At 60.2% G+C, this 14,228-nt stretch carries 13 protein-coding genes and 1 tRNA gene; 6 read left to right on the forward strand and 8 right to left on the reverse strand.

Annotated elements, in window-relative coordinates; all coding sequences use genetic code 11:
- Window positions 1–26 precede the first annotated feature (26 nt).
- The 3 genes from ACP7B9_RS04760 to ACP7B9_RS04770 all read right to left on the reverse strand — a co-directional run bounded on the left by ACP7B9_RS04760 (window position 27) and on the right by ACP7B9_RS04770 (window position 3,174).
- Entirely contained in the window at window positions 27–1,145 is a 1,119-nt protein-coding gene (locus tag ACP7B9_RS04760; protein ID WP_425861235.1) for a tRNA (adenine-N1)-methyltransferase, read from the reverse strand.
- 122 nt (window positions 1,146–1,267) lie between these two features.
- A complete protein-coding gene (locus ACP7B9_RS04765) occupies window positions 1,268–2,440 on the reverse strand; it encodes a site-2 protease family protein (protein ID WP_425861237.1) in 1,173 nt (390 codons plus the stop codon).
- Window positions 2,437–3,174 carry an HAD family hydrolase gene (locus ACP7B9_RS04770; RefSeq protein WP_425861239.1) on the reverse strand — a complete coding sequence of 246 codons (738 nt, stop codon included), beginning with the start codon at window positions 3,172–3,174 and terminating at the stop codon, window positions 2,437–2,439. Before ACP7B9_RS04770 ends, ACP7B9_RS04765 begins: the two co-directional genes overlap by 4 nt.
- 107 nt (window positions 3,175–3,281) lie before the next feature.
- On the opposite strand from ACP7B9_RS04770, the gene ACP7B9_RS04775 reads away from it, so the two are divergent.
- On the forward strand, window positions 3,282–4,163 hold the full coding sequence (locus ACP7B9_RS04775; protein WP_425861768.1) for a PAC2 family protein: 882 nt from the start codon (window positions 3,282–3,284) through the stop codon (window positions 4,161–4,163).
- Window positions 4,164–4,274: 111 nt separating this feature from the next.
- On the opposite strand, the gene mshC is transcribed toward ACP7B9_RS04775, so the two are convergent.
- A complete protein-coding gene (gene mshC / locus ACP7B9_RS04780) occupies window positions 4,275–5,609 on the reverse strand; it encodes a cysteine--1-D-myo-inosityl 2-amino-2-deoxy-alpha-D-glucopyranoside ligase (RefSeq protein ID WP_425861241.1) in 1,335 nt (444 codons plus the stop codon).
- A 352-nt stretch (window positions 5,610–5,961) separates the two neighbouring features.
- Window positions 5,962–6,798, reverse strand: coding sequence for an undecaprenyl-diphosphate phosphatase (locus ACP7B9_RS04785; protein ID WP_425861243.1), 837 nt, complete (start codon window positions 6,796–6,798; stop codon window positions 5,962–5,964).
- Between the two features lie 91 nt (window positions 6,799–6,889).
- Between ACP7B9_RS04785 and ACP7B9_RS04790 the strand changes: the two genes are divergently transcribed.
- Window positions 6,890–7,831, forward strand: a complete 942-nt coding sequence (locus tag ACP7B9_RS04790; RefSeq protein ID WP_425861245.1) for an aldo/keto reductase — start codon at window positions 6,890–6,892, stop codon at window positions 7,829–7,831.
- 127 nt (window positions 7,832–7,958) lie between these two features.
- On the opposite strand, the gene ACP7B9_RS04795 is transcribed toward ACP7B9_RS04790, so the two are convergent.
- Complete coding sequence (locus ACP7B9_RS04795; protein ID WP_425861247.1) at window positions 7,959–8,258, reverse strand: hypothetical protein; 300 nt, start codon at window positions 8,256–8,258, stop codon at window positions 7,959–7,961.
- A 130-nt stretch (window positions 8,259–8,388) separates the two neighbouring features.
- Between ACP7B9_RS04795 and ACP7B9_RS04800 the strand changes: the two genes are divergently transcribed.
- Window positions 8,389–8,628: a DUF5703 family protein gene (locus tag ACP7B9_RS04800; protein ID WP_425861249.1), complete on the forward strand. Its 240-nt coding sequence runs from the start codon at window positions 8,389–8,391 to the stop codon at window positions 8,626–8,628.
- Between the two features lie 31 nt (window positions 8,629–8,659).
- Here the strand turns inward: ACP7B9_RS04800 and ACP7B9_RS04805 are convergent, their stop codons facing one another.
- On the reverse strand, window positions 8,660–9,817 hold the full coding sequence (locus ACP7B9_RS04805; protein WP_425861251.1) for an acyl-CoA dehydrogenase family protein: 1,158 nt from the start codon (window positions 9,815–9,817) through the stop codon (window positions 8,660–8,662).
- Between the two features lie 22 nt (window positions 9,818–9,839).
- On the reverse strand, window positions 9,840–11,144 hold the full coding sequence (locus ACP7B9_RS04810) for a M20/M25/M40 family metallo-hydrolase (protein WP_425861253.1): 1,305 nt from the start codon (window positions 11,142–11,144) through the stop codon (window positions 9,840–9,842).
- A gap of 189 nt (window positions 11,145–11,333) precedes the next feature.
- On the opposite strand from ACP7B9_RS04810, the gene ACP7B9_RS04815 reads away from it, so the two are divergent.
- From ACP7B9_RS04815 to ACP7B9_RS04825, 3 genes are all read left to right on the forward strand, one after another.
- A tRNA-Leu gene (locus ACP7B9_RS04815) sits at window positions 11,334–11,416 on the forward strand.
- A 176-nt stretch (window positions 11,417–11,592) separates the two neighbouring features.
- Entirely contained in the window at window positions 11,593–12,375 is a 783-nt protein-coding gene (locus ACP7B9_RS04820; protein ID WP_425861255.1) for a DUF2786 domain-containing protein, read from the forward strand.
- 66 nt (window positions 12,376–12,441) lie between these two features.
- Window positions 12,442–14,184 (forward strand): alpha/beta-hydrolase family protein, encoded by a 1,743-nt coding sequence (locus tag ACP7B9_RS04825; protein ID WP_425861257.1) that lies wholly within the window; start codon window positions 12,442–12,444, stop codon window positions 14,182–14,184.
- The last annotated feature ends 44 nt before the right edge of the window (window positions 14,185–14,228 follow it).

Consider the following 14,228-nt stretch of genomic DNA (forward strand, 5'->3'; position numbering starts at 1 on the left):
GCTTGCCGGTACTGCCGATCTTAGTGCTATTGGTCGCCGAAACCATCGTGGCGGGTTTCAGTTTCCTCTGACTGCTCCTGGTTGCGCTTGGTTTGCACGGTGGAGGAAGCATCCCGCGCGGCGCGGCGCAGCTTCTTATCAGAAACCGAGCGCTCACCGACAGCTGCCGGCGTCCACGCGTCGAGGTCTTCCTGGGCAAAGTCCGTCTTGGAGGCGCGGCGCTTTGGCGTCATTCCGGTGACACCATCGGCCAGGCGCCGGGTCACCATGAGGAAACCGGTGTGGGCAACCATGCGGTGGTCGGGGCGGACGGCAAGGCCTTCGAGGTGCCAGCCGCGCACCATGGATTCCCAAGCATCGGGTTCCGTGAATCGGCCGTCGGCGCGGATTGCCTCGGCCGTGCGGGAGAGCTGGGTGACGGTGGCAACGTAGTTGATCCATACGCCGCCGGGGGCCAACACCGTTGCAACGGCGTCGAGGCACTCCCAGGGAGCAAGCATGTCAAGAACAACGCGGTCAATGCTGCCGGGTTCTTCCTGCGCAACTACCTCATCCTGGAAATCGCCAAGGGAAATCTTCCAGGCCGGGTGCGGCCCACCGAAGATTGTCTCAACGTTGCCGCGGGCAATGTCGGCAAATTCTTGACGACGCTCGAAGGAGTGCAGGTAACCGTTGTCGCCCACGGCGCGCAAGAGCGAGATCGAGAGCGCGCCGGAACCAACACCGGCTTCGACAACGCGGGCACCGGGGTAGATATCTCCCATGGTGATGATCTGGCCGGCATCCTTGGGGTAGACAACGGCGGCACCGCGGGGCATCGAGAGGACGAAGTCTGAAAGCAGCGGACGCAGGGCCTGGTACTGCTGGCCAACGTTGCTCTCCACCATGGAACCCTCGGGCTCACCAATCAGCAGGTCATGATTCAGGAAGCCCTTGTGCGTGTGGTAAGCCGTGCCGGGTGTCAAGGTAATGGTGTTCATGCGGCCGCGCTCGTCGGTGAGCTGAACGCGCTCCCCTGACCTGAACGGCCCCCGGCGTGCTGTCGCGCCGTGGGGTAAGGCTGCATTCGCCGCTGATGCGTTGGCGGGTGATGCTGGTGCGGCAGCGCCGGTGGTGTTGGCGGCTGCGGAATCCTGGTGATTCATGGTCGATCCTGTCGTTTTGGTACTCAAAATTTATTGTGCGTGTTCAGACTGTGGGTGTCCGGGGCAGTTACAGCTGACCGTGAAGATCCTTGCCACGTGGTCCCGCGAGAGTTAATCGCCCGTCATTGAAGTGGCTTGCCGGTGATGGCCGCAACGACCTTGGCTTGGCTCAGCAACCCGGTGACCTTCCCATCAAGGTTGATCACCGCATATTCACTGTCCGGAAGCTGGGCCAGGTACTGCACAAGTTCAGCGCCGGCCGCAACGTCTGGGACGTAAGCGCCCTGCGACAACGATCTTGCCACGGCCGTGGCGAGCGTGGTGGCGGCTGCCTCCGGCGGAACGTGCGCTAGAGCGTATTCATCGACGACGGCGGCCGGCCGGCCATCTGCGCCGAAGAGCACTATCGGTTCGCTGGGGTATTCACCACGCAATGTCCACAGCTGGGCAACGGTGCACTGGTTCGAGGCGCTCACGGCCGGCGTAGCCAAGGCACCGGCAGAAATCTCCGGCAGGCGCAGTCGGATCCCGGCACCCTTGATGGATGCCGTGGCCCCCATCCAGAGGAAACCGGCCATCAGGATCACAATAAAGGACGTGGTCAGATCCGGTTGTGAGCCCGTCAGGTAAGGCCCGCCAAGTGCCACTGCAAGGATCACAATAACAATGACGCGGCCGGCCCAGCCAGCAGCCACCGTGCCCTTTTCCTGACTACCGGTTGTTTTCCAGACAATGGATTCAACCAGTCGCCCACCATCAAGCGGCAACCCGGGCAGCACATTGAAGAAGCCAATGAGCAGGTTGGCCCAGACGAAGATGTTCGTCAGCAGGATGGCAATCGCCATGCCCAAGGAGACCGGACCCGATGCGGTGTCGGGAAGTCCCAGTTGAACGAGCCAGCCAAGGCCGGCCAGGACAAAGTTAGCAATGGGGCCAGCGAACGCCACGACAAGCGCCTTGCCGGGAGTTGCCTTGCTGAAATCAAATTCGGTGTGGCCACCCCACAAATTCAGGACGATCTTGTGCGTGGGCCAGCCATACATCTTGGCGGCCACGGCATGTGCCAGTTCGTGGATGAGCACCGAAAAAAGCAGCAGGAGCGCGTAGGCGAAGGCTACAGCGTATGAGCCAGCGCCAAGAGCCGGGTAAATACCCCTCAGCTGAGGCCCGAAGACCAGGACCGTGATGGCGGCAATGAAAAACCAGGAGTTCGCCAAGATGATGGGCGTTCCCCGAACTGAACCTAGAACAAGTCCTTCGCGGCGCGTCTTGGCACCATGCTCGGGACCGCTCACAAAGCAACTCCGGCAGAGCTGGAGTGGGCAGCGATAACTCGGGTGACGTCGTCGTACGTTTTCCCGGCGAGCGTCTGCCAGGTGGTCCGTCGCGAATCCTCGGCCAGTTCGACGGCGTTGGGAATGGCGATCGTGGCCGCGCCGGAAGCCAGCGCTGAGGCCACCCCAGGAACTGAATCCTCCATCGCCGCGCAATGGGCTGCTGTAATGGACGGATCGGTCTCTCGGAGACGTTCAATCGCTGTGAGGTAGGGCTCGGGATGGGGTTTGCCGTTAGTCACTTCATCGCCGGTGACAAGGAATTCAAAGTACTCAGCGTCAAGGGCGTTGACAACTTCGGTGGCAAGAGTGCGTTCACTCATGGTGACCAGAGCGCAGCGCACCCCCCGCCCATGCAGCTCGGAGAGCAATTCACGCGCTCCCGGTCGCCACGGGATTTCCTTGCGAATACCAGCGATGACTTCAGCGGACAGGTGATCAATGATCTCCCGAACCGACAACTTCACGCCGGCTCCCTGAAGAACCTTCGCCGAATTTTCCAGGGCGCTACCCACAAGGGTGTGGGCCATTTCTTCGTCCCAATGGCCGCCGTGGGCGGTGACAAGGGCGATCTCGGCGGCAATCCAATAGGGCTCGGTGTCCACCAAGGTCCCATCCATATCCCACAGGACGGCCTTGAGGACGGGTGTAGTCGTAGTCGCAGGGTTCACGGCGGCGGCAGAGGGAGCAAACATGCAACCAGTCTACGTGGAGTCAACGGCGGAACTGTTTACCAGCCAGTGCGAGCGTGGTGCATAGTGCCGCGCGTGCGAACTCGCCGTAGGCTGGAAGTGTGAGCAGAATCAACAATGGGGAACAGGGCGACAACGGATGGTTGTTGCAACCGGCGCCCGGCGAAGACCGAGTAACAGTCATGCTGGCCGCCTTCGAGGGTTGGAACGACGCCGGCGAGGCCTCCAGCCAAGCCCTGAAATACCTGCACAGGTTGTGGGACGCTAAGCGGGTTGGCGTGATCGAGCCGGACGAATATTACGACTTCCAGTTCACCCGGCCCGAGGTTCGACTCACGTCCACGGGCGGGCGCAAGATCAAATGGCCCGTCACAAAAATTGCCAAGGCCGCCATTCCCGGGACCAAGATCGATGTGGTCCTGGTCCACGGCATTGAGCCGTCGTATCGCTGGCGCGCCTATACGGCCGAGATCCTGGCCAAGGCGGCAGCGCTGAATGTCAGCCACGTAGTTCTGCTCGGATCACTCTTGGCTGATGTTCCCCACTCCCGCCCGCTGCCGGTCACGGCAACGTGCGACGACGACGTTCTCGCAGAACGCCTTGACCTCGAGGCGTCCTCGTACGAGGGGCCCATCGGCATCGTCGGGGTCTTGAATGAGGTGGCCTTGCTTGCAGGACTGCCCACCATCTCCCTGTGGGCCGCCGTGCCGCACTATGTTGCGCAGGCCCCCTCCCCCAAAGCGGAGCTTGCTCTCCTCAACCGCATCGAGGATTACCTTCACGTGCCGCTCTCCACAGATGAGATGGCCGACGACGCGCAGGCTTGGGAACGTGGCGTGAACGACCTCGCCGAGGGGGATCCTGAAATCGCCGCTTACGTCAAGCAGCTGGAGGAAGCCAAAGACACCGCTGAGCTCCCCGAGGCAACTGGCGAATCCATTGCCACAGAGTTTGAGCGATACCTGCGCCGCCGAGGCCACGAAAAGCCGTAGTACCCAAAAGCCCCATTGGGGAGAACCTCTGGCGGTTCTTCCCAATGGGGCTTTCTGGCGTGTTTGTCTCTGTTGTGCGGGTCCGTCTCGGCGAGCTGCTCCCGCCTTTTGCTAGAGCTCGATGCCCAGCAATGCCTCAACGGCATCGGACACCAGATCGGAATCCCGCGGGGAAACTTGCTCCGGGACACCGTCCACCACCGCGACAGGAACGGTGATTGACGCAGCGGTTGCCGCGGTCAGCGATGCAGTGGCCCAAGCGTCAATGGCTGCCAGGGCACGCGGTGCGTCCAGATCCTGGGAAAGTGCCGATCGCAGTTCCGACAGCAGCGGCTTGGCCGAACCTTCCGGAGCAACGTGCCGGGCCTTTCGCCAACGCTCCAAGCGGTATTCGGAGTCGTCCAACAATTCCTGAGTCCAGAACCAGTCACTGCGGTAGTGGTGGGCAAGGATGGCCAAGCGGATGGCGGCCGGCTCTACGCCTGATGCGCGGAGCTTTGAAACCAGAACTAGGTTTCCGCGGGACTTGCTCATCTTTTCGCCGTCGAGGCCAACCATGCCGGTGTGGGTGTAGTGACGTGCCATGGTGGTGTCTTCCAGGGCAAAGGCGTGGCCCGCACCCATTTCGTGGTGCGGGAACACGAGGTCGCTGCCACCACCCTGGACCGTGAACGGCTTCGGCAGGAAACGCTGGGCAATGACCGTGCATTCGATGTGCCAGCCGGGGCGGCCTTCGCCAAGGGAGGCACCTTCCCATGACGGCTCACCATCACGGGCAACGCGCCAGAGCAGGGCATCAAGTGGGTGGCGCTTGCCGCCACGCTCGGGGTCTCCCCCGCGTTCGGCGAAGACGGGAAGCATTTCCTCCTGGGTGAGGCCGGAGATTTGACCCAGCCACCAGGGTGCGTCCGGGCCGCTGACCTTAGCTGCAGCCGAGGCTGCCTCAACGGAGAAGTAAATATCGCCGTCGGGCTCTCCGTTGCTTCCGGCCACCGGGTAGGCAATGCCTGCCGCAATGAGCTTTTCAACTTCCGGCACGATCCAGCTGATGGCTTCGACGGCGCCAATGTAGTGTTCCGGAGCCAGAACGTTCAGGGCTTCCATGTCGGCATGGAAAAGTTCCGTTTGGGAAATGGCCAGCTCACGCCAGTCCACGCTGTCGCGGATTGCGCGTTCGAGCAGGGGGTCATCAATGTCTGTGACATTTTGCACATAACTGACGGTGCGGTGCTGATCACGCCACGCCCGGTTGAGGAGGTCGAAGGCTACATAGGTAGCCGCGTGACCCATGTGCGTCGCGTCGTAGGGGGTTATGCCGCAAACGTAGAGGCTGGCCGGTTCTGTCTCCGGCAATAAAACCACGCGCTGGGCGGTGCTTTCATGCAGATGGATGGCCGGCATAACGCCAGGCAGCTGAGGGAGGGCATAGGACTTCCAAGTTTTCACAGAGCTAAGCCTAACCGCCGAGGGGCCACAAGCGTGGGGCCACGCCCGCGAGGGGCCCGCCGCGAGCTTGCGAGCGAGTGGGAGCGGGTGGGGAGAAGCGAGGTTGGGGAGGCGGGTTAGGCGCTAACCGCCGAGGGGCCACAAGCGTGGGGCCACGCCCGCGAGGGGCCCGCCGCGAGCTTGCGAGCGAGTGGGAGCGGGTGGGGAGAAGCGTGTTCCAGGTCCCAGTGGGAGCGGGTGGGGAGAAGGGAGCTTTGGGAGTCGCATTAGCCGCTAACGGACGAGGGACCCGGAATACGCGAAGCGTGTTCCGGGTCCCAGTCTCAAGCAGCCAGAGAGGCGCTAACCAGCATTAGGGCGTGATGACGTTGGTGCCCAGGAGGATGAAGAGCAGCAGACCCAGCCCAATGCGGTACCAGACGAAGGGCCTAAAGCTCTTGGTGGAGATGAATTTCAGGAACCAGCCAATGATCAAGTAACCGACCACGAAGGCGATCACGGTGGCCAGGGCAGTTTCCCCAATACCAAAGTGACTCTCGGCACTCTCGTGCTTGGCGAAAATCTTGTAGAGCTCATAGAAACCGCTACCGAAGACGGCGGGTATGGCAAGCAGAAATGAGTACCTGGCAGCGGATTCACGGGTGTATCCCATGAGCAGTCCGGCCGTGATGGTGCCTCCGGAGCGCGAAACTCCGGGGATCAAAGCCAGAGCCTGGGCGAACCCAAAGATGATCCCGTGCTTGAGCGAAAGATCCTTGATCTCCCGCTTCTGGCTCGCCACAGTGTCGGCAACAGCAAGAATCAGGCCAAAGACAATCAAGGTTGTCGCTACGATCCATAGATTGCGCAGGGTGGATTCAATATGGCTTTGGAACACCACACCCAGGATCGCGATGGGCAGGCTTCCCAAGATCACCAGCCATCCCATGCGGGCATCCGGGTCGCTGCGCGGCACCCGGCCACGCAGGGAGCCCCACCACGCCTTGATGATGCGGATAATGTCACGCCAGAAAAAAACCAACACGGCCGACTCGGTGCCGAGCTGGCTAACGGCGGTAAACGCCGCTCCCGGATCGGCGCCTGAAGGCAGGAATTTGCCGACGACAAATAGGTGGGCGCTTGACGAAATCGGGAGGAATTCTGTCAGGCCTTGGACTAGGCCTAGGAAGGCTGCTTCAAACCAGTTCACGCGTTTTAGCCTAAAGCATGTCCGGGCGTGAAGCCGTCAGTGGCGGTATCGACGCGCGTTCAGAGGTGTAAGTCACCGTAAGCTTGCACGTATGGAACAACGATTCATGGGCACCAGCGGGTTGCGCGTCTCAGCGCTAACCCTAGGCACAATGACCTGGGGCAACGAGACGGATGCCGAAACGGCGAGGGCACAACTGCGTGATTTCGTGGACGCCGGCGGAACCACGCTGGACACCGCGGTGAGCTATGTTGAAGGCCGCAGCGAAGCCATCCTTGGCGAGTTGCTCGGCGATGTAGTGCCGCGCAGCGATGTGGTGTTGGTCTCCAAAGCAGGAATTAGCCACCGACACGGCAAACGCATGGTGGACACCTCCCGCCGGTCCATGCTTGCCGGACTGGATGCATCCTTGGCGAGGCTCGGGACAGATCATTTGGACTTGTGGCTAGCCAATATTTGGGATGAGAACGTACCCCTAGAGGAGACCCTCGGGGCCTTGGAACACGCCGTCACGAGTGGACGCGTCAGGTATGTGGGCGTGTCCAACTACAACGGCTGGCAGTTGGCCAGGGCAGCTTCACTGTGCGATGCCCCCATTGTGGCCAACCAAGTTGAATATTCCCTCGTGGCCCGAAACGTGGAGCACGAAGTGGTTCCGGCTGCCGAACACGTGGGCGCAGGACTGATGTGCTGGGCTCCCTTGGGTCGAGGCGTTCTGACCGGTAAATACCGTGGGCAAATTCCGGCCGATTCGCGCGGTGCCAGCGCCACGATGGGCAGTTATGTTGAGAAATACTTGCAGGGTCGTCCGGCCCGCATTACCGAAGCCCTCATCACGGCCGCCAAGGGGTTGGGGCGCACACCTCTGGATGTCGCCTTGAGCTGGCTCCTGGAGCACCAAGGAGTATCCGGAGCGATCGTCGGGCCGCGAACCCAAGAGCAGCTGAAGGATATCCTCAGCTCTTCCTTGGACCCCTTGCCCGAACAAATCGTGACAGTGCTCAGCGAAGTTTCCCGCCTCAAGGCGAACTGAGCTGCCATACTGCTCCACTATTCAGGCGCAGTTTCTGCGGCACGGTATCCGTGAAAGCAAAAAGCACGTCAGGCCCTCGTTGAGGGCCTGACGTGCTTAACTGACTTAACAGAGGTGATGAAAGTCTCTACTGCTCGTTAGCGGCTTCCGATTCCAATTCCGCGTCTTCATCATCTTCTTCAACATCATCTTCGTCGTCGTCAAAGTCATCGCTGTCTTCTCCGTCTTCTCCGTAGATGACCAATGGGGTCACCTCATCAAAGGCGTCAAACAAGGCTTCCTCATACGCTTCGAAGGCATCAATAATGCCCAGAAAGGTGGCCTCTACGATGGGGTCTTCTTCACCTCGACGCGCGGAGGCGGCCACGAGGTGTTCTTCTAAGGCTGTGGTCAAGGCACTCAGTGCTGCGCGGGGATCGATGCTCATGCGATTGACGGTACCAGTGTGTGTGCGAACTTGAAAGTCCTTTAATGGCGCAGGCACATTGAGCGTCCGGCACGCGGTAGCTTAGGTTAAGCACACACGCTACAAAGGCCATCAGCAGAAGGGACAGCCAATGCGAGAAACGTTGAAACCTGCAGCTACCGGTCGTGGCGCACCCATCCGGTCCTTCGAGTATCTGTTGATCACTGTCAGCCCTGGAGAGTCCGTGCCGGTGGCCTACCAGCGACTTCGAGAACACGCCGAATACGGCAAGTGGGAACTCGAACGCAGCACCCTGTACATGGGTGGTGAGCGTAAGTACGTCATGCGGCGAAAGGTACTTCGCGTGGAGCGGACCCTGGACATTTATTAGTCCATCACGACTGACTTAGCTCGACGCCGCACTAAGGCTCCATCGGCCCCAGCCACGCGGTGGCGATGGTCGAATGCGCCGACTCATCGTCAGAGGGATGGAACATTCCCGCGAGAACATCACGGTACAGCCTGCCCAGTTCATTGCCGGCAAAATAGCTCCCACCGCCGCTGACACGAATCATGAGGTCAACCACCGTCCGGGCCGTCTCAGTGGCACGAACCTTCAGCCCCACGAGCTTCGGGAACCACTGCCCGCCATGGTCGGCCATCTCGTCCACATCCTGGGCCAGGGATTCCAGTTGCGGATAGAGTCCGTCCATGGCCAACGCAGCATCAGCAATACGCCAACGGATATCCGGATCCTGAGCATAACTCTTGCCCGACTTCTTGGACATTCGCTGGTGAACAGTGGCAACACCTATCTGCAGCGCACGCTCACCCAACCCCGTATACACGGCTGCCAGGAGTGTTTCGAAGCAGGCAAAGATGGCGAAAATCAACGGATCGGCGTTTGGCCCCACCGGCAACTTTCGAAATACGCGGTCAGCCGATGCCACGGCACCGTTCAACACGGTTGTGTTCGACTGACTGGCCCGCATACCCAGGGTGTTCCAGTCGTCCTTGATGGTGTACCCCGAGGTGTCACGGCTGATGAAGGCGTGCACCAGCAACGGCTCCTCCCCCGTGGCATCCTTGCCGAAAATCCCCAGCCGCGTCCACGCCGGCGACAACGACGTGAAGATCTTCGTCCCCGTAAACGAATAACTGCCGTCACCTAAAGGAGCCGCCACGGTGTTTGAATCAAACAACACGGAGTCGTTGCCGGCCTCAGAGTTTCCGAAGGCAAAAACTTCTCCCGCCACCGCTTCCGTCAGGACATAGTGCATCGAGGTATCCCCACGTTGCCCCAAAAGATGTGCGACGCCGGTCCACACCAAATGCATGTTGATCGCCAATGCTGTGGCCGGGGCGGCCGTCGCCAACCTTCGTTGCGCGGCGGCGGCCTGTTTCAGACCAAAGCCGAGTCCGCCGTCGTCCTTGGAAGCGAACATGCGCAGGTAACCCTGAGCCTGTAGCTCCGCAAGGTCCTCGTGGAAGAACTCATTGCGCTCGTCATACCCCTTGGCCCGGTCACGGAAGCGCTCGAGCAACTCGTCTGGGAGGAGTTCGCTCACATCAAGGCTCATGTCGGCAGTCCTCATTAGTTGTTCAGTAGTTGCTCAGCAGGCGGTCCAAAACCCGGGCGCCAAATTTCAGTGAGTCCACGGGGACCCGCTCGTCGACGCCGTGGAACATTCCTGTGAAGTCCAGATCGGAGGGTAGCTGGAGCGGGGCGAACCCGTAGCCAGTGATACCGAGCCTGCTCAGTGACTTGTTGTCCGTGCCGCCGGAAAGTGTGTAGGGCAGGACGGTGGATCCGGGGTCCTCGGCGTGAAGTGAATCGATCATGGCGTCGACCAGGTTTCCGGCGAAGGGAGTTTCCAGGGAGACGTCGTTGTGGATGGTGGAGATGTCGATGCCGTCCCCTGCCAATTCGCGAACTATCTCAAGAACTTGTTCGTGCTGGCCGGGAAGCGTACGGATGTCGATCATGGCCTCGGCCGTACCGGGAATCACGTTGGCCTTGTAGCCGCTCTTAAGGAATGTGGGGTTTGAGGTGTTCTGCAAGGTGGCGCCGACAAAACGGGACACGGTCCCCAGCTGGCTCAGCAGGGTCTCGGGGTTGGACTCATCGAACTCGATGCCGGTCAGCTCGGAAACGCCTTCGAGGAAGGCCCGAGTTGTGTCTGTGTATTCAATGGGCCATTCATAATCACCGATGCGGGTTACCGCCCGGGCCAGGCGCGTCACAGCATTGTCCGTGTTGATGTGCGAGCCGTGCCCGGCACGGCCGTGGGCCGTCAGCCGGAGCCAGGCCAGCCCCTTCTCAGCGGTCTGTAAGAGGTAGGCGCGCTTGCCGTTGATGTCGGTTGAGAAACCGCCCACCTCTGAAATGGCCTCCGTGGCACCCTCGAAAAGATCGGGGCGGTTATCAACACTCCAGCGGGCACCATACGTGCCACCGGCCTCCTCATCGGCAAAGAACCCAAAAATAATGTCTCGCTTGGGCTTTCGGCCTTCACGACCCATGGAACGCATGACGGACAGGATCATGGCATCCATGTCCTTCATGTCCACCGCCCCGCGACCCCAAATCAAGCCATCGCGCTCCTCACCGGCGAAAGGATCAACGCTCCAGTCACTGGCTTCGGCGGGGACAACGTCAAGGTGACCGTGCACCACCAGAGCAGGCAGCGAGGAATCAGTTCCTTCGAGGCGAGTCACTACGTTTGCCCGGCCAGGCGCAGATTCATACAACTCCGGCGAGAGTCCAACCTCGGAGATCAAGGCGGCCGTATGTTCGGCAATCGCCCGCTCCCCCGGACCTTCGTTGTCGGCGTAGTTGCTTGTATCGAAGCGGATGAGATCAGCACAGATGCCGGCAACCTCGTCCTGCGGCCTAACGGTATTCACAGGGAAACTCCTTTGTGGGATGGCGTACAACCCACACTACCTTTCGGGATGTTTGGCCGCCTTTGGGAGGTAAAAAATGGACCCCTTTGGCTCAATTTTTGATTCTGAGAAAAGTCGTGTATTGTTTTCATCGCTGCTGCGGCGGACAACGGTTCAACCGAAAGGAAGAATCAGTTCGCTGTGATCACTGCGCGAGTGGCGGAATGGCAGACGCGCCAGCTTGAGGTGCTGGTCCTGGAAACGGGGTGAGGGTTCAAGTCCCTTCTCGCGCACTGACAGACTCCCTGAGAACTTCGGTTCTCAGGGAGTCTTTTGTTTTCCCACAAATTCTTCGCAGTGAATATACAGCTGTGTTTCGCATCACTAAATTTAGAATGTCGGACCCACGAGTTATTCTTCAATCCTCATCATGCCCAGCAAAAAGTAGAACTCGCAGGCCAGTTCCCGAATGAAGGAGCAGATCATCATGGAGTCCGCCGGCACAACCACCCATAAGGCGAAGAAAACCCTCAAGCTCATCACGGCCTTGTTGGCGAAGGCGGAAAGCACGCCCTTCCCGGCCGAAGCCCAAGCTTTCCAAGAACATGCCGAGCGGCTCATGGTCCGGTATGGAATTGAACAGGCAACCATCGACGCCGAGGCAGGCAAAGCCGGTAAGCCGCAGGAGGCCATGGTTGAGGAACGTGTGGAACTCACTGGCCAATACCGCGTGGGTCAGGCTCGTGGCTTTACGGCAATTGCCCTGGCCTTCACAACGGTCAGGGTTCTCCTCGCCACCGGCAGCACTAAGAAGATTCTGTACTTGATTGGGGCCGAGTCGGATGTGTCGCAAATCGTTCGTCTGTTTGACTCATTGCGAGTCCAACTCGCCGCCGCCATGCAAACGTGGTGGTTTGAATACCCCTACAAGCCGTACCTTTCCACGCATGAAAAGACCCTCGAGCGCCGACAGTTTCAGCTGGGATTCCTCACCACAGTGGCGCACCGCATTGAGAGCCTGTACAAGCAGGAGTCGGTGTCAGCAGAACCCGGAAACGAGCTGGTGCTCGTAGGTCGCAGAGAGCGTGCAGACGATCACGTGAAGCTCCTCCATCCAGCACTGCGCAGCGCCCGGCAACAATCCATGTCGCAGGGATCCAGCAATGCTCATGCGGCTGGAAGCTACGCGGGCACCATGGCCACTGTTAACAGTGAGGTCCAAGTGTCCGACCGCCGTTCCCTTCAGCTGTGAAGCACTCGGGCCTCGCGCAGCCGCTAGGCTAATAGCTCAACTCCCCCGGCTACTGAGGTATCACCTTTGATCCGCAACCATCGCACCACCACCGTCATTGCCCTGATTGCTGGGATTTCGGCGGTTGCCCTTGCGCTAACACCCTCACTCGTCCCGCGGCCGGCACTGTTCCAAGGCTTTCTCGCTGGCCTCAGCTTTGGGCTGGCCTATCTGGCAGCGGCCATTGCCTCGCGTTTCCTCGCTCGTACGCTGGCTCGACGCCGTGCGCGCACAGCAGCCGCCAATCACGCCATAGAGGTTGAATCAGTTCTGCCCGGCCAATCCAATATTCGTACCGGCCGCACCCAACCCTTTCGATTCTGGATTTGGTTGGCGGCAGGTGCCGCCGGGGTGGCCTACACCGCGGTGGTCGGCCGCCTCGCCATCGGCTGGCAAAACGATGTTCGTCAGAAAGTTGACATGCCGCGTGTGGACGGCCTGGATCTAGTGACCTTCTTCCTGGTCGCGGTGCTCATGGCAGCGGTGGTCTTTGCTGCCCATTGGGGACTGCGGAAGTTGGTGGATGTTGGCCGTGGATGGACCAGGCGAGCAACGCCCGTTCCTAGGCTTGTCACCGCGGGTGGATTCTTCACGGCCTTGCTAGGCGCGGTCATAGCCGTGACTCTGCTGGTTTCAGCCGCACTTGTGGGTACGGACGTAGTGTATGCAGCGCGGAACCAAACTACTCCGAACAACATTAGTGAACCATCTTCAGAATTCCGTTCGGCCGGGGCACAATCACTGGTCAGCTGGGACCAGTTGGGTATGCAAGGCCGAACCTTTGTTGGTGGCGGCCCCCATGCGGCGCTGATTTCTTCGGTGACTCAGCTGCCGGCCATTGAACCCATTCGTGTCTATGTAGGACAGGCCCAGGGAAATACCATGGAGGACCGAGCGAATCTGGCTGTCGCGGAACTAAAGCGGACCGGCGGCTTCAAACGGTCAACTCTCATGATCGCCACACCCACGGGCTCCGGCTGGCTTGAGCGGCAAGCTGTTGATTCACTGGAATACCTGCACGGCGGTGACACGGCGATCGTTTCGATGCAGTATTCCTACCAACCCAGTTGGGTGTCCTTTCTCTTCCACCAAGACCTGCCCCGAAATTCTGGGCAAGCACTGTACAAGGCCGTAAGGACCGAATGGCTGGCCATGCCCGCTGAAGATCGCCCCAAGTTGCTCGTATATGGACTGAGTTTGGGTGCGTCCGGAATGCAATCCGCGTTCTCCAGTGCCGAGGACTTGGTGGCCAGCGTTGACGGGGCCGTTTTTTCAGGGGCTCCGAACAACTCCCAACCGTGGGGCACATTGCAGGCACGACGCGATGCTGGCTCCCCTCCTTGGCAGCCTGTGTACAACGCCGGCAGGAACATCCGTTGGCTCTCCAACAGTGGCGATTTCGGTAACAGCCCCGGCGTTTGGGAACCTTCAAGAATTGCTTATCTGCAACATGGAACAGACGCCGTGAGCTGGTTGACGCCGCGACTCATCTGGACGAAACCGGATTGGCTGGCAGGCCCGGCAGCCAGCGGCGGCCGAGCCCCCGACGTCAGCGATTCGATGCTGTGGATGCCCTTGATCACCTATCTGCAGGTGGCCTTTGACATGTTCATGGGTGAATCCGTTCCTGCCAGCCATGGCCACAATTTTGGTGACGTGGCAGTGGAAGCATGGAATGGTGTGGCTCCGAGCGGTCTGGACGCGGACGCCGTCGCCCGCATTGAAACCGTCATAGCGACCTACGCCTATGAAGAATCCATGACCAACTGACTGGAACGCTCCCTTAGGGAGCGTTCCAGCCTCGTCGCCTGGTA

This window comes from Arthrobacter sp. TWP1-1 (assembly GCF_049897845.1).
GTDB lineage: Bacteria > Actinomycetota > Actinomycetes > Actinomycetales > Micrococcaceae > Specibacter.

Excerpts from the sequence above, each read along its gene's own strand:
- ACP7B9_RS04760 (WP_425861235.1), bottom strand. The coding sequence starts at position 1,145 with ATGAATCACCAGGATTCCGCAGCCGCCAACACCACCGGCGCTGCCGCA.
- ACP7B9_RS04770 (WP_425861239.1), bottom strand. The coding sequence starts at position 3,174 with ATGTTTGCTCCCTCTGCCGCCGCCGTGAACCCTGCGACTACGACTACA.
- ACP7B9_RS04790 (WP_425861245.1), top strand. The coding sequence starts at position 6,890 with ATGGAACAACGATTCATGGGCACCAGCGGGTTGCGCGTCTCAGCGCTA.
- ACP7B9_RS04795 (WP_425861247.1), bottom strand. The coding sequence starts at position 8,258 with ATGAGCATCGATCCCCGCGCAGCACTGAGTGCCTTGACCACAGCCTTA.
- ACP7B9_RS04800 (WP_425861249.1), top strand. The coding sequence starts at position 8,389 with ATGCGAGAAACGTTGAAACCTGCAGCTACCGGTCGTGGCGCACCCATC.
- ACP7B9_RS04805 (WP_425861251.1), bottom strand. The coding sequence starts at position 9,817 with ATGAGCCTTGATGTGAGCGAACTCCTCCCAGACGAGTTGCTCGAGCGC.
- ACP7B9_RS04820 (WP_425861255.1), top strand. The coding sequence starts at position 11,593 with ATGAAGGAGCAGATCATCATGGAGTCCGCCGGCACAACCACCCATAAG.